The organism is Nostoc sp. FACHB-190, assembly GCF_014696905.1.
GTDB lineage: Bacteria > Cyanobacteriota > Cyanobacteriia > Cyanobacteriales > Nostocaceae > Nostoc_B.
Map to the genome: position 1 here is coordinate 1 of NZ_JACJQW010000048.1, position 20,864 is coordinate 20,864.

The 20,864-nt window shown below is 39.2% G+C and carries 6 protein-coding genes and 2 pseudogenes; 4 read left to right on the forward strand and 4 right to left on the reverse strand.

Translation table 11 applies throughout. The features are described 5' to 3' along the window. Positions 1-112: 112 nt before the first annotated feature. Positions 113-1,027 (reverse strand): annotated as a pseudogene (locus H6G28_RS31180) (IS4 family transposase); the annotation flags it as partial. 18 nt (positions 1,028-1,045) lie between these two features. On the opposite strand from H6G28_RS31180, the pseudogene H6G28_RS31185 reads away from it, so the two are divergent. From H6G28_RS31185 to H6G28_RS31200, 4 genes and pseudogenes are all read left to right on the forward strand, one after another. Then, positions 1,046-1,387, forward strand: a pseudogene (locus tag H6G28_RS31185) (sensor histidine kinase); the annotation flags it as partial. A gap of 76 nt (positions 1,388-1,463) precedes the next feature. Further along, a complete protein-coding gene (locus tag H6G28_RS31190; RefSeq protein WP_190676779.1) occupies positions 1,464-6,872 on the forward strand; it encodes a trifunctional serine/threonine-protein kinase/ATP-binding protein/sensor histidine kinase in 5,409 nt (1,802 codons plus the stop codon). A gap of 79 nt (positions 6,873-6,951) precedes the next feature. Beyond that, entirely contained in the window at positions 6,952-12,741 is a 5,790-nt protein-coding gene (locus H6G28_RS31195) for a trifunctional serine/threonine-protein kinase/ATP-binding protein/sensor histidine kinase (protein WP_190676752.1), read from the forward strand. Between the two features lie 392 nt (positions 12,742-13,133). Continuing rightward, a complete protein-coding gene (locus H6G28_RS31200) occupies positions 13,134-15,314 on the forward strand; it encodes a sensor histidine kinase (RefSeq protein ID WP_242054695.1) in 2,181 nt (726 codons plus the stop codon). Between the two features lie 306 nt (positions 15,315-15,620). Here the strand turns inward: H6G28_RS31200 and H6G28_RS31205 are convergent, their stop codons facing one another. The 3 genes from H6G28_RS31205 to H6G28_RS31215 all read right to left on the reverse strand — a co-directional run bounded on the left by H6G28_RS31205 (position 15,621) and on the right by H6G28_RS31215 (position 20,562). Beyond that, on the reverse strand, positions 15,621-16,229 hold the full coding sequence (locus tag H6G28_RS31205) for a DNA-3-methyladenine glycosylase (RefSeq protein ID WP_190591555.1): 609 nt from the start codon (positions 16,227-16,229) through the stop codon (positions 15,621-15,623). A gap of 59 nt (positions 16,230-16,288) precedes the next feature. Next, positions 16,289-19,051, reverse strand: coding sequence for a GAF domain-containing protein (locus H6G28_RS31210; RefSeq protein ID WP_190676754.1), 2,763 nt, complete (start codon positions 19,049-19,051; stop codon positions 16,289-16,291). A gap of 323 nt (positions 19,052-19,374) precedes the next feature. Next, positions 19,375-20,562 carry a TRC40/GET3/ArsA family transport-energizing ATPase gene (locus H6G28_RS31215; RefSeq protein ID WP_190591557.1) on the reverse strand — a complete coding sequence of 396 codons (1,188 nt, stop codon included), beginning with the start codon at positions 20,560-20,562 and terminating at the stop codon, positions 19,375-19,377. Between the last annotated feature and the right edge of the window lie 302 nt (positions 20,563-20,864).

Consider the following 20,864-nt stretch of genomic DNA (forward strand, 5'->3'; position numbering starts at 1 on the left):
CCATCTGCCAAACTCGTATCCTAATTCTTCTGGTTCTTTATCTATAGTTTCTAGTAATATTTCTATATACTTATCTGTGGCTTTTTTATGGTTTCCCTTCATCCTTTCATCTTGTTGCCTTACCTTTTTGATGAGCCATCGTAAAATGATAAAGACCACGATAAATCATTTCTAATGAAATCTCATCAAAAGGCAGAGAAAGTTCGTCAGCCACAGCATCACCTAAATCTACTAAAACCGCATAAAATAACCAAGTTGCCCAAATCTGCAACTTAATCCCATTAATTGAACCCGTCCATAAATAACTTAAACCCAAGAGTCTTTTGACAGTATTAAAAGCATCTTCAATGCGCCAACGTCGTTGATATAAATCGGCTACCACATAAGGGGGTAAAACATGAGGGTCTAGAACGCTTGTTAAATAGGAATGCCATGTTTTTCCTGACCGTACTTCAATCAAACGTAAAGTGATAAATGGAGTCTTTTTTGTGCCAGAACCCAGACGTATCTTTCTGTCCCTGAGTCCATAGCTATCTGTAAATACCTGTTCTATCTTGATTGCTGCTCCTTTTTTTATTCTCGTAATAAAGTCAACTTTTTTCTCAATTAACTGATGCCAAAAATTAAAGTGATAAAAACCTCTATCTAATAAGAGTAAAGTTCTTGTTGTAACTAAATTTAGGATATTTTCTTCTAGTTTAGTGTCAGATGCCTTGGGATTTTCTTCAAACCATATTTCTACAGGTAATCTGGTCCTTAAATCAATGACTGTACTCATTTTTCCTGCTAATTGCCCTCTTTGAGCCGGCTCTAAGCTTTGTAATTTTCTAAACAATGCCTCCAGTGTTGACCCGTCTACTATCCAAATTTTCTCGAATTTTGATAATGTAAACTGAATACTTTCTGGCAACGGTCGTTTCTTTCTACTATCCCAAGCTGTTCTTAAACTAGGTAGTAAATCTTTAAATACTTTTTCAAATAATTCTGATGGAAATGTCAAAAATCTCTGTGATACCGCTTGTTGACTTTAACTTGTCACCAATGGGTATTTATGAATATTCTAGCGAATGCAATCGACGCTATATATGAATCAAGCGAAGGTCTTAGTTATCAGGAAATACAATCTAATTACCATAAAATTATTGTTAAAACATTTGCTGAAGATAATTGTATAAAAATTTCTATTGCTGACAATGGTAAGGGGATGAATGAAGAGATTAAAAGAAAAATATTTGACCATTTGTTTACTACCAAAGCAGTGGGAAAAGGTACGGGATTAGGATTAGCTATAGCCAAACAAATTGTTGAACAAACTCACGGTGGAAAGTTGTCTTGCTATTCTATCCTCAGTGAAGGTACTGAATTCATTATTGAGATTCCCATGTAAATTTTATCTCTAGCTTACAGATAAAATTGTCTATCTGGGAATACTAGATTGAGAAATCATGAGAATGAACGCAATTATGATGAGCAACCTTGTTAGTATTCCCGGATATAATCTTGCTGAAGAACTCTACAATGGTTCGAGAACACTGGTTTATCGCGCAGTTCGAGAAATTGACTCAGTACCCGTAGTGATAAAACTGCTGAAAAATCCTTATCCCAGCTTTAGCGAACTGTTGTTATTTCGCAATCAATACACCATAGGGAAAAATCTCAACTCACCTCTAATTATTCAAACCTATAGCCTTGAAGCAATAAATAATGGCTATATGTTAGTCATGGAAGACTTTGGCGGAATTTCTCTCAAGGATTATTTCAGTAAAAATCAGAGTGTCACATCTGTTGAGGAATTTTTAGTTATAGCGATCGCACTCTGTAACACCTTAGACTTACTCTACCAAGAGCGGATTATCCATAAAGATATCAAACCCAGCAATATCTTAATTAATACTCAAACTAAACAAGTTAAATTAATTGACTTTAGTATTGCATCTTTACTACCCAGAGAAACCCAAACCCTAGTTAACCCCAATGTGTTAGAAGGGACACTTGCTTATATATCGCCAGAACAAACAGGGAGAATGAATCGCGGGATTGATTATCGCACAGATTTTTATTCTCTGGGTGTGACTTTCTATGAATTACTTACAGGCGAGTTACCGTTCCAGTCTCAGGATGCGATGGAATTGGTACATTCTCACATTGCGAAAACAGCACCATTCATACACGCAATTAATCCAGATATACCCTCAGTTATCTCAGAAATCGTCAAGAAATTGATGGCAAAAAATGCTGAAGATAGGTATCAAAGTGCATTAGGATTGAAATTTGATTTAGAAAAATGTCTAAATCAGTTAAAAGAAACTGGGGAAATTAAAAGCCTTGAGCTTGGACAAAGGGATGTGTGCGATCGCTTCATCATTCCTGATAAACTTTATGGCAGAGAAACCGAAGTCAACACTCTACTAGAAGCATTTGAAAGAGTCAGCCAGGGTGCAACAGAAATGATGCTGGTAGCTGGGTTTTCGGGAATTGGTAAAACGGCGGTTGTGAACGAAGTGCATAAACCGATTGTCAGACAACGCGGCTATTTTATTAAAGGCAAATATGAGCAATTTCAACGCAATATTCCCTTCAGTGCATTTGTCCAAGCATTCCGTGATTTAATGGGGCAATTGCTCTCGGAATCTGATGTAAAATTGCAAACTTGGAAAACTAAGCTTCTGGAAGCTATCGGCGAAAATGGACAAATTTTAATTGACGTAATTCCAGAGTTAGAACGCATTATTGGTATTCAACCGCCAGCCCCAGAACTATCAGGAATTGCTGCCGAAAATAGATTTAATTCACTATTGCAAAATTTTGTGCAAGTTTTTACTAATCAAGAACATCCCTTAGTGATATTTTTAGATGACTTACAATGGGCAGATTCGGCATCCTTGAAATTGCTGCAACTGTTGATGCAAGATACAAAATATTTATTACTCTTGGGCGCATATCGAGATAATGAAGTATCACCAAATCACCCATTCATACTTGCTGTAAATGAGCTAGAAAAAGCCGATGCAGTAGTGAATAAAATTATCCTCCAAGCATTAAGCGAAATCAATCTCAATCAGCTAGTCACAGATACACTAAACTGTGAATCATCACTTGCCCAACCTTTGACAACACTAATTTATCAAAAAACCCAAGGTAATCCTTTTTTCGCTACCCAGTTTCTCAAAGCTTTAAATAACGAAGCTCTAATTACATTTGACTTAGAATCCCGTCATTGGCAGTGTAATATTGCTCAAGTGAAATCTTTAGCTATTACTGATAATGTAGTGGAATTTATGTCCTTACAACTGCAAAAGTTTCCCCAACAAACTCAAAATATTCTCAAATTTGCAGCTTGTATAGGGGCGCAGTTTGACTTACAGACGTTGGCTATTATTTCTGAACAAGTACCAGAAACAACAGCAGCAGATTTATGGAAAGCTTTGCAAGCAGGACTAATTATTCCAAATACAGAAATTTATAAATTTTTTGTTCAATCTGAAGATATATCTGCTGATTATGCAGCAGCTAATCCAGTTTATCGCTTTTTACATGACCGCGTTCAACAAGCAGCTTATTGCCTAATTCCTGATGACCAAAAGCAAGTCACCCATCTCAAAATCGGACAGTTACTTTTGCAAAATTCTACCGAAATAGAACAAGAAGAAAAATTGTTTGATATTGTGGGACATTTGAACCAAGGACAAGCATTAATTAATCAGCCACAGGAACGAGAAGCGTTAGCAGAACTTAACTTGAAAGCTGGGAATAAAGCCCGAAATTCTACTGCTTACACCGCCGCTAGAGAGTATTTCCAGATTGGAATTGAGTTACTAGAAATCAATTGTTGGCAAAATCAGTATGAATTAGCTTTAAATTTGTATGTTGCAGCAACAGAAGCCAGTTATTTAAATGGTGATTTTGACGGTATGGAACAACTTGCAGCATTGGTATTGCAGCAAGCACAAACCATTCTCGACAAAGTGAAAATTTACGAAATTCAAATTGCTGCCCTCACAGCTAGTAGTCAAATATTAGCAGCGATCGCCGTTGGTAGAGAAGTTCTCGCCCAATTGGGAGTGGAATTACCCACCCAAGTAGACGAAACTGATATTGGCCAAGCCTTAGCAGCAGTGAACCAGCAACTCCAAGGTAGAGAAATTGCTTCCCTGATTGACGTACCTCTGATGAGTGAACCTGAAACTCAAGCTGCAATGCAGATATTAAGTATGTTGTTTCCACCAGTTTTACTGGGAATGCCAAGTTTAATGCCCATTCTCGGTACGACGATGGTAAGCTTATCCCTAAAATTTGGCAATACTCCCGCTTCAATCCCTGGCTATGCAATTTATGGGATGGTGATGTGTGCCTTTTTTGGGGAAGTTGAAATCGGTTATGAGTTCGGTAAATTAGGCCTTTCTTTACTGGAAAAATTGAATGCTCAGAGGATGAAGTGCATCACTTTCACCCTGTTTGGGCCTTTCATCCATCATCGCCGACAAGCACTATCAAAAACCCGACTTATCCTCAAAGAAGGTTATGTGGCGGGGATAGAAACTGGTGATTTTTTCTACGCTGGCTACATCATACTAGGTTATGCTGCTACCCTATTGTTCACTGGTGTAGAACTAAATGCTATAGCTGCTGAATTACCTGCTTATAATGCTGGTCTGTTTCAGGTAAAACAAGATTCGGCGCGGACTTATTTGGCGATGGTACAGCAAACAGTAGAGCAATTGCGAGAACCTGTCAGCCAACCTGATTGCTTGATTGGCACTTTCTACGATGAAACAGCAATGTTTCCCAAGCACAAACAAGATCAGGATCTCGCTGCATTTGCCTGTGCTTACACCTATAAACTGCTACTTGCCTATTATTTTGGCAATTATCACGCTGCTATCGACTATATTACCCAAGGTCAGTCCTGTTTAATGGCATTGTCAGGATTAATTGTTGTTCCCCTCTTCCATTTCTATGCAGCCCTCACCCATCTCACAGTTATTTCCACAGCAGTCGAGGAAATACTCGCCGAAGTTGAAAGCCATCAAACTTTTCTGCACCAGTGGGCGGAAAATGCCCCCATGAATCATTTACACAAATGGCATTTAATAGAAGCAGAAAAATGTCGAGTTTGTGGTGATAAATTAGCCGCCATAGAAAATTATCAACAAGCCATTAGCCTTGCTAAAACTAACCAATTCCTCAATGAAGAAGCCTTAGCCAACGAATTGGCTGCCAAATTCTATCTTGATTGGGGCCAAGAAAAAATCGCCCAAACCTACATGATGGAGGCTTATTACTGTTATTCCCGTTGGGGTGCAAAAGCCAAAGTCGTTGATTTAGAACGCCGCTATCCCCAATTACTGCTATCAATTCTGCACAAACAACAACCGACTTTCAAACCAACAGAAACCATCCTTTCTATCTCTTCTCACACAATCCAAAGTTCCTCCCTGAACAATACTAGCCTCTCACAAGCCCTTGATTTAGCAACTATTGTCAAAGCCTTTCAATCGCTTTCGAGTGAAATTGAGTTAGATAAATTACTCTCAACTTTACTGAAAGTAATCCTGGAAAATGCCGGAGCTGATAAATGTGCATTACTCATACCAAAAGGTGATTGTTGGGCAATTGAGGCATTATCTCAACTGCAACAACCTGAGATAATTTTACAATCTCTGCCTTGTGAGGAAATAGTACCTGTTAGCTTAATTAATCGAGTTAAAAATACTCTGGTCTTGGCTGTTGTGGAAAATGCCATAGTCGAGCCAACTTTACTGACTGATCCTTATATTCAGCACCATTCACCCAAGAGTATTTTCTGTGCGCCAATTGTCAACCAAGGCAAATTGATTGGCATTTTGTACTTAGAAAATAATTTAACACTGGGAGCATTTACGAGCGAACGCGTTGAACTACTCAACTTACTCTGCACTCAAGCTGCAATTTCTCTAGAGAATGCCAAACTTTATCATCAATTAGAGAATTATTCTCACACTCTCGAACAAAAAGTAGCAGATCGCACACAGGAATTAACAGCCAAAGCCACTCAGTTAGAATCAACACTCAATCAACTTTACTCGACCCAAGCCCAACTAATTCAAGCTGAAAAAATGTCCAGTTTGGGACAGCTAGTGGCGGGAATTGCCCATGAAATTAATAATCCGATTAATTTCATCTATGGCAACTTAGCAGCAGCCAATGAATATGTTACATCCTTAATTGAGTTAAATCATTTATATCAGTCATTTTATCCGCAAACATTGCCAGAAATTGACCAGAAAATTGCCGAAATCGACCTAGAATTTATCTTAAATGATTTACCCAATCTCCTATCTTCCATGAAGGTGGGTTCAGAACGCATCCGTCAAATTGTACTGTCACTGCGAAACTTTTCCCGCCTAGATGAATCAGAAATCAAAGAAGTAGACATTCACTCTGGTCTGGAAAGTACATTGTTAATTTTGCAGCATCGACTTCAGAGTAATAGTCAACATCCAGAAATTATAGTCATCAAACAATATGGAGTATTACCTTTAGTTAATTGTTATGCTTCGGCACTCAATCAAGTTTTTATGAATATCATCAACAATGCCATCGATGCTTTAGAAACATCAGATAAAAATTGCCACCCGACTATCAAAATTCAGACAGAGTTAACTGAAGATAAAACTATAATTATTCGCATTGCGGATAACGGTCTAGGAATGAATAATTCGGAGCAAAATCAGATATTTAATCCCTTTTTCACGACAAAACCAGTAGGTAGTGGTACTGGCTTAGGACTGTCAACTAGCTATTCGATTGTTGTAGAAAAACATGGGGGTAAGTTAAGCTGTATTTCCGCACCAGGAGAGGGCGCAGAATTCATCATTGAAATCCCTGTGTAAATAAATTGTACCTCTCACTTACAGATAAACTTATCTATCTGGGAATACTAGATCCAGAAATCATCAGGATCAGCGCAATATGTTAAGCAACCTTGTTAGTATTCCCGGATATCGCATTAGTGAAGAACTCTACAATGGTTCGAGAACGCTGGTTTATCGCGCTGTCAGAGAAAGCGATTCACTACCAGTAGTCATCAAACTGCTGAAAAATCCTTATCCCAGTTTTAGCGAACTATTATTATTTCGCAACCAATACACCATAGGGAAAAATCTCAACTCACCCCTAATTATCCAAACCTATAGCCTGGAAGCAATAAATAATGGCTATATGTTAGTTATGGAAGATTTTGGCGGAATTTCTCTCAAGGATTATTTTACTAAACATCAGGGTGTTACATCTTTAGAGGAGTTTTTAGTTATAGCGATCGCACTCTGTAACACCTTAGACTTACTCTACCAAGAGCGGATTATTCATAAAGATATCAAACCTAGCAATATCTTAATTAACCCCCAAACTAAACAAGTTAAATTAATCGACTTTAGCATTGCATCTTTACTACCAAGAGAAACCCAAACCTTAGTTAACCCGAATGTTTTAGAAGGAACACTTGCTTATATCTCTCCTGAACAAACCGGGAGAATGAACCGGGGTATTGATTATCGCACAGATTGTTATTCTTTGGGTGTGACTTTCTTTGAATTACTCACAGATGAGTTACCATTCTTATCAAATGATCCAATGGAATTGGTACATGCTCATCTTGCGAGAATTCCGCCATTATTACACGAAATTAAGCCAGATATCCCCTCAGTTATCTCAGAAATCGTCAATAAATTAATGGCGAAAAATGCCGAAGATAGATATCAACGTGCGTTGGGGTTGAAACTTGATTTAGAAAAATGTCTACATCAGCTAAAAGAAACTGGTGAAATTCAAAGCTTTGAAATTGCGACTAGGGATTTGTGCGATCGCTTCATCATCCCCGATAAACTCTATGGAAGAGATACAGAAGTTCAAACCCTACTAGAAGCCTTTGAGAGAGTCAGCCAAGGTGTAACAGAAATGATGCTGGTAGCTGGGTTTTCTGGAATTGGTAAAACAGCAGTTGTTAACGAAGTGCATAAACCCATACTAAGAGAAGGCGGCTATTTTATTAAAGGTAAATATGACCAATTTCAACGCAATATTCCCTTGAGTGCATTTGTGCAAGCTTTCCGCGATTTAATGGGGCAATTATTGACCGAAAGCGATGTACAAATTCAGCAATGGAAACATAAAATATTAGATGTTGTCGGTGAAAATGGACAAGTAATTATTGAAGTCATTCCCGAATTAGAAAACATTATTGGTCAACAACCACCAGCTACAGAACTTTCAGGAACAGCAGTACAAAATCGCTTTAATTTATTATTTCAAAAATTCACCCAAGTCTTTACAACTAAAGGACATCCTTTAGTGATGTTTCTCGATGATCTACAATGGGCTGATTCGGCATCACTAAAATTAATGCAGCTATTAATGACTGACACAGGTCATCTTTTGATTATTGGTGCATATCGTGATAACGAAGTCCATCCCGGACATCCATTATTATTGACATTGAGTGAAATTCAAAAAACATCAGCTATTTTTAATAAAATTACTTTAGCGCCCTTGAGTAAAAAACAAGTAAATTACCTTGTCGCTGACACACTAAAATGTTCAGAATATATCGCAGGTAATCTTTCAGGATTAATATTTCAAAAAACTCAAGGCAATCCGTTTTTTGCTACCCAGTTTATTAAAGCATTATATCAGGAAAATATCATTTATTTTGATTTTGAATTGGGCTGTTGGCAATGTGATATTTCCCAAGTGACAATGCAAGCAGTTACAGATGATGTTGTGGCTTTTATGAGTTTGCAATTGCGGAAACTGCCCTCATCAACTCAATCCGTATTGCAGTTAGCAGCTTGTATTGGCAATTCTTTTGATTTAGCAACTTTAGCGATTGTTTCCGAACAATCGGAAATTGAAGCAGCAGCCTGTTTATGGAAAGCATTACAAGAAGGGTTGATTGTACCAATTGGTGATGTTTATAAATTTTATGTTGGGCAAGAAAGTCTACTACCTCCTTCAGCAAATCAACAGAATGTTGCCTACAAATTTCTACACGATCGCATTCAACAAGCTGCTTATTCCCTAATTCCTGATGAGCAAAAACAGAAAACTCACTATCAAATTGGTCAACTGCTACGGCAACAGATTCATCCAGATGCAAGAGTTGAACGCATTTTTGAAATCGTCAATCAATTAAATTATGGAACTTCTTTAATTAGCGAACAAACACAACGAATAGAACTAGCACAACTGAACCTCATTGCCTGTCGCAAAGCCAAAAATTCTACCGCTTATAAAGCAGCCCGTGAATATGCCACAGTGGGATTATCTTTTTTGGGAGAACAGACTTGGCAACAGCAATATGAAATGAGTCTCACCTTCCATGAAATAGCGGCGGAGGTAGCAATGTTATGTGGTGACTTTGAGGTAATGGAAGAATTGATTGATACTGTCATCCACCAGACACATTCTTTGCTAGAGCAAGTTAGTGTTTACTGTTTGAGAATTCAAGCCAAAATTTCCCAGCATCAACTTATTGAAGCACTGGCAATTGGGATTGAGCTTCTACAAAAGTTGGGCATAACAATCAACGAATCATCTACACCAGAAGATATTCAACAGTCAATTCAAGAAATTAATAATCTGATTGGAGATAGGAAAATCAAAGATTTCATTCATCTCCCCAGGATGATAGATGATAAAATTATTGCTATTTTCCAGATTACCAGTAGCATTATTTCAGCAGCTTACATCTGTGGATCTCCCTTGTTCCCATTATTGACTGCCCTCTCAGTTAAATTATCCCTGACCTATGGAAACATATCTGATTCACCCAAATACTATGCTGTCTATGGCATTGTTATCTGTAATCTTTTACAAGATATAGATTTGGCGACAGAATTTGGCCAGTTAGCATTGGATATGGTCTTAAAATTTGATGCCAAAGTGACTAAACCTGAAGTGTTAATGTTGCAGGGAGGGTTTATTCTCCACCGCAAATCTCACATCAGAGAAACGTTACCACTCTTGAGCGAGAGCTATACAACTGCTCTAGAAGTAGGAAACCTGCAATTTCTTGGAAATGCTGGACATTGTTTCTGCCTGAATGCTTTTTGGTGCGGTCAGCCCCTTACCACTGTAGAACAGGATACACAAAATTACTATAAGGGTTTGATGCAATCTAACCAATTAACAACTGCCAATTACTGCCGCATCTATTGGCAATCTGTGTTAAATTTACTTGGCTTTGCAAATTACCCTACCATTTTATCTGGTTCAGCACTGCAAGAGACAGAATTTCAGCCACTGCTGCGATCTGCAAATGACCTGTTTGGGTTGTATTACTTCTATTTGTATAAGCTAATGCTTTGCTTTTTGTTTGGGGAATTTGAGCAAGCTAACAACTATACCCTGGAGTGCAGGAACTATTTAATGGCGGCTGGAGGAACAGTCGGTACACCTGTATTTTATTTTTATGATTCTTTGATTGCCATAGCAGAGTTAAGTCAACTCTCAGATGAGGTATCAACAGTATTAGAACGGGTGGAAAAAAATCAAACTCAATTACAGCTATGGGCGCACTATGCACCCATGAATCACCAGCATAAATTTGATTTGGTGGAGGCAGAAAAATGTCGTGTTTTAGGACAAAAAGCCGAAGCAGGTGAACTGTACGATCGCGCTATTTCCGGTGCTAAAGCCAATGGCTATATCCAAGAAGAAGCTTTAGCCAACGAATTAGCCGCCAAATTTTACCTTGGTTGGGGGAAAGAGAAAATCGCCGCAGGTTATATGCAGGAGGCATATTATTGTTATGCCCGTTGGGGATCAAAAGCCAAAGTTGCCGACTTAGAACAAGGCTATCCCCAATTACTCGCACCCATATTACAGCAAAGCCGTTCTGTTGTTTCCACTAACGAAACAATCTTTCCCTTGGGAACTGTGACATCTACCAGTGCAGCTACATCTAATAGCACCAGTATCTCAGATACTTTAGATTTAACAGCAATTCTCAAAGCATCTCAAACTATCTCCGGTGAAATCGAACTAGACAAACTACTTGCATCGTTGCTTACCATCGTGATTGAAAATGCCGGGGCTGATAAATGTGTGTTAATGCTCTTGCAGGACAATCATTTACTAATTCAAGGTTCAATTACTCAGGGTTCTGAGCCAATTTTGTTGCAAAGTCTTGCCATTGCAGACAGCCCGGATATTCCCCACAAACTCATTTACAAAGTCAAGCATAGTCAACAAACTGTAGTATTGTTGGATGCAACCGCAGATATGACTTTCGCCAATGACCCCTATATTATCCGTCAACAACCCAAGAGTATCTTGTGTAGTCCGATTTTACATCAAGGTAAGTTGCTGGGTATTTTATATCTAGAAAATAATTTAGTGACGGGGGCGTTTAAGAGCGAACGCATCGAACTACTCAACCTACTTTGCGCCCAAGCTGCCATTTCCCTAGAAAATGCCCGACTTTATCAACGTTCTCAGGAATACAGCCAACAACTAGAGCGATCGCTTCATGAGTTAAAAACTACTCAATCCCGCTTCCATAATCTAGTAGATAACGTTCCTGGGGTGGTGTATCAGTTCCTCATGGCTCCCGATGGTTCGGTATCAATGCCTTATATGAGTAATGACTGTTATGATCTCTATGAAATCACCGCCGAACAGGCGATCTCTAATGTGCAGATCCTCTTGGATATGGTGCATCCTCTGGATGCCGAATCTCAGCATCAGTCTATTGCAGATTCGGTTAAAACCTTAACTCCTTGGCGTTGGGAGGGGCGAATTATTACCCCCTCTGGAATTATGAAGTGGATTCACGGTGAAGCGCGACTAGAAAAACTTGTGGATGGTACGTTAGTGTGGGATGGATTGTTACTGGATATTAGCGAACGTAAACAAGCTGAACTGGCCTTACAACAAGCCCAATTACAAATCGTCCAAAGTGAGAAAATGTCAGCTTTGGGTAACTTAGTCGCTGGTGTCGCTCACGAAATGAATAATCCTTTGGGTTTTATTGCTGCCAGTCTCAAGCAAGCTAAACCCACCTTTGCTGATATTATTGAACATTTGAACATCTATCAAGAGACTTTCCCGGATAAAAGTGCAGAAATCCTCGACCACGAGTCAGAAATTGATTTGGAATATACCTTAGAAGACCTGCCAAAAATACTCGATTCTATGACAATAGCTTGTGATAGATTGAAAAACATTAGCACATCTCTACGTACTTTCTCCCGTGCTGATCGAGATTACAAAGTGCCATTTAATCTTCACGAAGGTATTGATAGTACAATCTTAATCCTCAAGCATCGTCTCAAAGCTAACGAACAACGTCCAGCAATTGAAGTAATAACTAATTATGGTGATTTACCCCAAGTTGAATGTTTCCCTGGGCAATTAAATCAGGTATTCATGAATATATTAGCTAATGCCATTGATGCTTTAGAAGATTCCAACCACGGACGTAATTTTGAGGAAATTCAGGTTGACCCTAACTCCATTACAATTACCACATCAATAGCAGATAAATTTGTGAATATCTCCATTGCTGATAATGGTAAAGGCATGAGTGAAGAGATTAAACGAAAAATATTTGACCATTTATTTACTACTAAAGCAGTGGGAAAAGGTACAGGTTTAGGATTAGCTATAGCCAAACAAATTGTCGAACAAACTCACGGTGGAAAGTTGTATTGTCAATCTATCCTCGGTGAAGGTACTGAATTTATCATCCATTTGCCGTTGTAAAATCAACAGAACTGCAAGCGGTGTTAGCGTAGCGGTAGCAACGTAGGAGCGTCAGCATTGCGTTGGGTGGGTTCTTCAACTTGTAGCACGTCGCGTCATGGAGAAATGAGAGTTTGAAAGGTGTTTTGCGTAAGACCTGTAAAAATGGGTATAAGGATGTGAGGGTTTGAGGGCTTCTCTCGTGGCACCTCTATACCCCTTAGTCTTTCCAAAACCCTTGATTGTTCGTCTCCAGAGTTATTCCTCATCAACAAACTTTCAGGAACCCTGCTTATATTCACTACGCTATGGTTGTCCAATTTAGACAAATTTTCAATCAACAGTGGTCTTGGAGAGCTTTCCCTTGGCTGAAGAAATGCCTTACCTCACTCACGTATAAAACGCTGCTGAATATGGCATTGCGAGTAACAATGGTAGTACTTCTATCTGCTGGGGTAAGCTATGCTCATGTGATGTCGCGTTTAGAAAGCCAAACCCAAGCACAACTGGAAAAATATATTCAAGAAAGAGGAGACCAAGAAAGTAGCCTTTTTCAGCTTGCACAGGATAACATAGCTGCGTTGCGCGATCGCCTGTTGCTAGAATTTCAGCAACCTACAAATATTAATGTTCAAAGCGAATTTGAACGCGAGTATTTTTCTTGGAATGATGGTAGTCTTCGCAATTTTCCACAAAATCGACCGATTCAAGAATTTGATTCTACTCGATATGCCAGTTCAGCCATTAGTCTCAAGACACCGCTAACTACAGAATTCAAGCAGAGGATGTTAATTGCTAACACGATCATTTCTGCTTACGGGGCTGCTTGGTCTCATCGATTTGTCAATACCTATTTTCTGGCACCAGAAAATGCTGGGGTAAATTATTGGAATGGCGTACCGATGGCCTTGCAAGCACCGCCTGATATCTATATCCCAAATGAAGAATACTTTTATATTGCCGCTCCTCAACATAACCCTGCCCGCTTACCACAGTGGACAGGTGTTTACCTTGACCCCATTGTCAAAGTCTGGATGGTTTCGGCTGTTTTACCAATTTATCAGGGCGATCGCTTTTTAGGAGTTGTGGGACATGATGTGGTTTTAACCAGCTTGATACAGCATACAACCCAGAATCAATTACCAGGAACATACAATCTCATTTTTCGTGCAGATGGCCGTTTACTTGTCGATCCCCATCACACACCAGAAATTCAGCAAGCTCAAGGTCAACTGAAAATCGATGCAATTCCCGACCCCCATCTCCAGCGCATTTTTCAGTTAGTCACTAACACTTCCGCAAAAACCCAAGTCCTCAACAATAGCCAAGACCGTGAATATCTCGCAGTGACTCGTTTGAAAGGGCCAAACTGGTATTTTGTCACAGTCTATCCCCAATCATTGCTATCAGGAACAGCTTGGGATATGGCTCAATTTATTTTAATATCTGGTGCCGTGGCATTACTGGTTGAAGTTTTATTATTGTTGTCGGTTTTGCAACAACAAATCGCTAAACCACTGCAAACATTAACCGCCGCCAGTCAGCAAATTGCGAATGGTGACTTTGCAATTAATTTGGATACTAATCGCCAAGATGAACTCGGAGAACTCGCCAGTTCTTTCAACAGCATGGTAAATCAGTTAAAGACTTCTTTTATTGAACTAGAACAGATAAATAATGCCTTAGAACTAAAAGTTGATGAACGCACAACAACATTACAAAAGACACTTCAAGAATTGCAACGTACCCAAACCCAAATGATTCAAAGCGAAAAAATGTCTGCTTTGGGTCAACTGGTAGCAGGTGTAGCCCATGAAATCAATAATCCTGTTAGTTTTATTTATGGGAACCTCAGCTATATCGAAACTTACATCGCAGATTTGTTGAAATTTATCCAACTATATCAGCATTACTATCCTCATCCAGTGGCAGAAATTAAAATCGAGGCTGACAAATTGGATTTGGCATTTGCTCTCGATGATTTGCCCAAGATGGTGGCTTCGATGAAAATCGGCACAGAGCGGATTCGTGAAATTGTGTTATCATTACGAAATTTTACTCGTTTAGATGAAGCCGAATTTAAAGCAGTTAATATTCATGAGGGTATTGATAGTACATTATTAATTTTACAAAATCGTCTGAGAGAGCAAGCACAACGCCCAGCCATAGAAGTTGTAAAACAATATAGTAATTTACCTTTGATTAGCTGTTATCCTGGACAACTCAATCAGGTATTTATGAATATTATATCTAATGCTATTGATGCCATAGAACTTGCAAATAAGCAGCTTAGTAGAACAGAAAAAACAAGATATAAAAATCAAATATTGATTCAGACTCAAGTGTTATCAGAAAACCAAGTTATAATTTCTATTGTAGATAATGGTTCGGGAATTTCTGACGCTATAATCACCAAAATATTTGACCCATTTTTCACAACTAAAGATGTGGGTAAAGGTTCTGGATTGGGTTTATCTATCAGTTATCAAATTGTGACTGAATTACATCAAGGTCAACTTCATTGTCATTCGATATTAGGCACAGGCACAGAGTTTGTGATTACTTTGCCTGTGCAAGCTAAACGCAGACTTTGATTGCAGATATAAATATTTGGTGTGGCGTTGCATAATTGCGGGATAATTTATCTCATACCATTTCACTCTAAACATGATACAGATAGGCAAGCAGCGCCTCGACTCCGCTCGGCGACCGGAAACAAAGGTGTAGAGGAAGTGATTTGTATCAGTAATTTCGTGAATTGGTATCACGCAGAGGCGCAGAGACGCAGAGAGAATCAGGAGTTAAAAATTTCAATAAATCAAAATTCATCCCCTGATTCAGCAATGCCGAATATTTTATTTAAAAATATAAATATTGGTGCGATCGCTCAAATAATACATCTATTTACCAAATTTCGATACAGCCAGACTATTCCATAAATACCAGCGCCAAGGCAAGTCTACACCTTTAGTCAAACCAATGCGCGTAGTCTGAATTAACGAGAGATTTCCTTGTTCTAGCTGTTGTTGAAACTCAGGCTGGCGGTGTTCTAACCAGAGGGGTTGACCAAATTCTAGGGGTATTGCATTCAATGTCAAATCAATTTTCAAAGCGCGGCAAAGTTTACCCGGCCCGGCGGCGATGCGATGTGGTTTGAGTTTTTCTTGATGATCAACCCAGGTAGGGACTTGCTCTAACTCCAAGGCGCGAAGAAGCACCGCACTAGGAATTCCCTCTTTGTCAGTTACCACATTCAAGCAGTGGTAAACACCATAAATTAAATACACATAAGCTTTTCCAGCCGCATCAAACATGACCTGATTGCGAGTAGTCCGACTACGATAAGCGTGCATTGCTGGATCATCGGGTGCATAGGCTTCTGTTTCGACAATTATTCCCCGAAAAATTCTACCATCTGGCATTTGTCTTACTAGAGTACAGCCAATCAATTCAGGAGCCACTAAAGTTGAGGAACGAGTCAGCCAAGTTGCATCAATGTTAGATGTCATAAACTAGGGGCTAGGGACTAGAGGCTAGAGGGTAGTATTTTTACTCAGCACTCAGCACTTCAAGTATGAATACTCTGCTGAATGGGAACTTCTATGCGAAATTCTGTACCTTGTCCTGGTTGTGAATCGCATTGAAAAATACCACCATGCTTATCTACCACAATTTGGTAACTAATTGATAGTCCCAAACCTGTACCCTTACCTACAGGTTTAGTAGTGAAAAATGGGTCAAAAACTCTTGTTTTGACGGCTTCTGGTATGCCTAGTCCATTGTCTTTGATGTAAATTACCACGCTCGGCACATTTTTGTTCATCTCACCAACGGTAGTGCGAATGGAAATTTGACGTTGATGAGTGGCTGAGGTGGATTCTGGGTGATATTCTAAAGCATCGATCGCATTGCTCAACACATTCATAAAAACTTGGTTGAGTTGTCCTGCATAACACTCTACCAATGGCAAATCACCATACTCTTGAATAACTTGAATGTCAGCACCATCGGATTTCGATTTTAAGCGGTGCTGTAAAATCAATAAGGTACTATCGAGACCTTCGTGAATATCTACTACTTTCATTTCCGCTTCATCCAGGCGAGAGAAATTCCGCAAGGACATGACGATTTGGCGGATGCGTTCTACACCAAAGCTCATGGAAGAGAGAGTTTTGGGTAAATCTTGTGAGAGAAATTCTAAATCAATATCTTCCAGGCGATCGCTAATTTCTTCACTAGGTTTAGGATATTGTTTCTGATAAAGGTTGAGCATTCCCAGTAAATCATCTGCATACTCCCGCACATGGGATAAATTGCCATAAATAAAATTCACGGGATTATTAATTTCATGAGCTACACCCGCTACTAATTGACCCAATGAAGACATTTTTTCTGTTTGGATAAGTTGAGTTTGGGTAGTTTGTAACTCATGCAAGGCGGCGGTTAATTTTTGGGCTTGCTGTTGGGTTTGCGCTAGTAAGTCAGCTTGCTGTAGGGCTATACCTAATTGAGCGGCGATTTGACTGAGAAAGTTAACTTCCGAAGGTTTCCATTCGCGGGGGCCAGAATGTTGATAAGTGCAAAGCAAACCCCAGAGTTTTTGTCCGACAAAAATGGGAGCTAAAACAAAAGCATGAATGTGATAATACTCTAGATTATCTAAATGGCACTGGTTAAAGCCCATGTGATAAATATCATCCACAGCAAGAGTTTCGTTGTGGCGGTAACGTCCTCCCTCGGTTTTTTGCAGGTAGGTGTCATTCCAAACGGTATTTACCCCTATTTTGCTTTCATTTGTCCAATGGGGGCTAGTAGCTTCAAAGTCGCCGACAAATTCACCGCCCCAGTCTGCTGTAAACCGATAAACCGAAACGCGATCGCCTTTGACTAACTGACAAACTTCTTTGGTGGTAATTTGAAAAATCTGATCTATATCCAAGGACTCCCGAATTTTAGCAATTACGCCAAATACAGCTTGTTGTTGTTGATATGTGCGTTCTAGTTCAACTGTGCGTCTTTTTACTTGATGTTCTAAATTTTGATTAAAGCCTTGTACTTGTTGATAAAGTTCATATTGTTGAATTGCTGAGGCAAAATGTTTGGCAAGTTCTCTAGCTAATTCAATATCTGCGTCTGTCCATTGTTGAGCTTGGGCTGTTTTTGATTCTTTCCAAACATCAAAAGATAACCGGGGATATAACTGGCGGCGATCGCGGTCAAATTGACCAGCCCACAAGGTTTCTGTGTCGATTTCATTGCGAAAGATACTCAAATAACCGACTAATTGCTGACGGTAACACAGGGGAATCATCAGCAAACTGCGAATTTTGGTTGGTTTAAAAGTTGGTTGCAAAGTTCGCAAACTTGCAGTTTGATAAATATCATCGATTGCCCAAACATCGTATTCACCAGACTGATAATATTCTTGCCAGACGTTATACTGCTCCATTAAGGGATAAATCGTATCTGGGGGAATTTCTGGCTGTTGTCCACTGGTATAAATTTGAATGCAGTCACTCCCAGGAATTAAACATTCTTTCAAACTTTTAATTTGATTATTAGCAGCTTGAAAAGCTTCGTTTCTCATACACAATCTTCCACCCACACCTTGAAAGGCGGCGACAGCAGCTTCTAATGCTGGTTGTAAAACAATTGTCGGGAGGGAATGTAGCAGGGTCGCAATGCGATTAATCACGCTTTCTCGTTCGGCTTTGGCGCGGGCTTGGGCGAGAAGATAACTTTGGGCGATCGCCACCGATAATTGATCTACAACCATTTGCATCGCTTCTAATTCGTAAAGTGAAATAGAATGCGCCTGGGAATGATGAGATACTAGCAATCCCCACAGTTGATGTTGATGGAAAATCGGCGCGACAACGCAAGATTTAACGCCCATCGCCGTTAAGTATTCTGCGTGACAAGGATCTACAGGGCGATAACGAATATCCTCCGGTTTCAGTTCCCCTGTTTCTAAAACACTCATCGGGCTATGACCAATCTGTTGCAATTCCACATTTACAACCGAACGTACCCTAGATTTAATAAACAATTCACGCGCATAAGGCGGAATATCATCGGCGGGAAAATTCAGTCCCAACAGCGAAGGTAGACGCTGTTCATGAATGGATTCAGCCACCACTTTACCTGTACCATCCGTATGAAATTGATAAATCATTACTCGGTCAGTACCCAGTAAACAGCGTACTTCTGCTGTTGTGGTTGTAATAATTTCTTCTAACTCTAATGTTTGACGAATCCGATTTGTTATCCGGCGTAGAAGACTCTCTTGATTAAGTCTTGTCCGCAAGTTGGGATCTGCTAGTTGGGACATTGTTTTTAAGTTTAAAAATTTTTGAAATTAAATATCTTGTCAGCGATAAATCTAAAAATATTGTGAATTTTATGTAATCTATTTGTCTACAGTAAAACCACGGTCAAAATATAGTGAATACTCCTAGGTTTTTGTTACAGGTTTTTACATTATTTTGTTTAAGAAAAAAATCTCAGTATTTTATATATTTTTGATAAATTTTCACTAGTAAAAAGTTTAAAAAAACCAGATATTTATGTTTTTATAAAAAAATAGAGACCAGAACTAAGCTGTGTCTCTACTGTTAAACAGTAACTCTTCCTTGAGGATGATTACCCAGAGAATTAAACTCTGTTATTATCAGCAAAACGAATTCTTAAATAGTCTTCTTCCATTTTGGCACCAGCAGGCTGTAGTGCTGCTAAAGCCTGTGGCAAAACCAAATTACGGCGATGATTACCGATTGTAATGTTTAATTCATCACCTGTTTTACTTAGCTGAATTTGGTGTTTAGGAATACCTGGTAAATACAGTTCTAAACTGTATTCATTTTTCTCTTGTATGACTCTAACTGTTGTTTCTTTGTAATAAACTTGGCTAGGGTCTTCGTCTTTGTAGAGAATTTCCTTAAGTCTTTCTAATGCAGCTAATCCACACATTTCTTCAGAAAATAGCGGCACTTCTTTAACTGGCAGAGGATGGAAATTTTCGTGAATTTCTTGACGATACTGTTCTTGATTTTGTTTCCAACGTTGGAAAAATGGATCTTCCACTTCCGGCGGAATAATCCTATTAGCAACTACTAAATCTGTAGCTACATTGTATAAGCTTAAATAAGCATGGGCGCGTAGGGATTCTTTAATCACCATCTTTTCAGGATTGGTGACAAGACGTACAGAAGTTTGGGTATTATCTGTTAATACCTTTTCCAGCGCCTCAATTTGTTCATAAAATTCGTAAGGTGCATCCATTACCTCTTTGTCGGGTAGAGAAAAACCCGCAATTGGTTTAAAAATTGGTTCCACTAAAGGACGCAACGCTACAGAGATATTTTGAAATGGTTTGTAAAAGCGGCGCATATACCAACCGCCAACTTCTGGTAAGCTTAACAGGCGCAAAGCTGTGCCGGTAGGGGCTGAGTCAATAATTAAAACATCAAAATCCCCTTCATCATAATGGCGTTTCATTCTCACCAAGCTGAAAATTTCATCCATTCCTGGTAAAATCGCCAATTCTTCGGCTTGCACTCCTTCTAAACCCCGCGCCTGCAAAACCTGGGTAATGTATCGCTTCACAGCACCCCAGTTACCTTCCAGTTCTTGCAGTGCATCTAGTTCTGCACCCCACAAGTTTGGGCGAATTTGTTTGGGCGCATGTTCTAGTTCTAAATCAAAACTATCGGCTAAGGAATGGGCGGGATCTGTACTTAAAACTAGTGTACGATAGCCCAGTTCTGCACAACGAAGTCCCGTAGCGGCAGCAACAGAGGTTTTTCCCACACCGCCTTTGCCTGTCATCAAAATTACTCGCATTATCTCGAATCTCTAAGGTTTTTAGCTTGTGAGTCCTCTAAAATGCTCAATTAATGCTCAAAGAGGTGGTTATTAGTTTTGTAGCAAAACATGAAGTATGAATTTCATACTCAATCTCTTTGCCAAAAAAACACTCATCTCTTATTATTACGTAATTCTCTAACTCACAAGTTGCTGCATTCTAAATTTGCAGAGGAAGTGAGAAGTGAATCATTACCGCAAAAGTATAAAGAAACGAACCGCAAAGGACGCATAGACACGAAGTTATAAGAGTTTGAGAGAGTTATTGCGTAAGTCCTATA

What these genes read in the sequence shown, in the direction of transcription:
- H6G28_RS31200 (WP_242054695.1), top strand. Translation starts at nt 13,134, where the DNA reads ATGGCATTGCGAGTAACAATGGTAGTACTTCTATCTGCTGGGGTAAGC.
- H6G28_RS31195 (WP_190676752.1), top strand. Translation starts at nt 6,952, where the DNA reads ATGTTAAGCAACCTTGTTAGTATTCCCGGATATCGCATTAGTGAAGAA.
- H6G28_RS31190 (WP_190676779.1), top strand. Translation starts at nt 1,464, where the DNA reads ATGATGAGCAACCTTGTTAGTATTCCCGGATATAATCTTGCTGAAGAA.
- H6G28_RS31205 (WP_190591555.1), bottom strand. Translation starts at nt 16,229, where the DNA reads ATGACATCTAACATTGATGCAACTTGGCTGACTCGTTCCTCAACTTTA.
- H6G28_RS31210 (WP_190676754.1), bottom strand. Translation starts at nt 19,051, where the DNA reads ATGTCCCAACTAGCAGATCCCAACTTGCGGACAAGACTTAATCAAGAG.
- H6G28_RS31215 (WP_190591557.1), bottom strand. Translation starts at nt 20,562, where the DNA reads ATGCGAGTAATTTTGATGACAGGCAAAGGCGGTGTGGGAAAAACCTCT.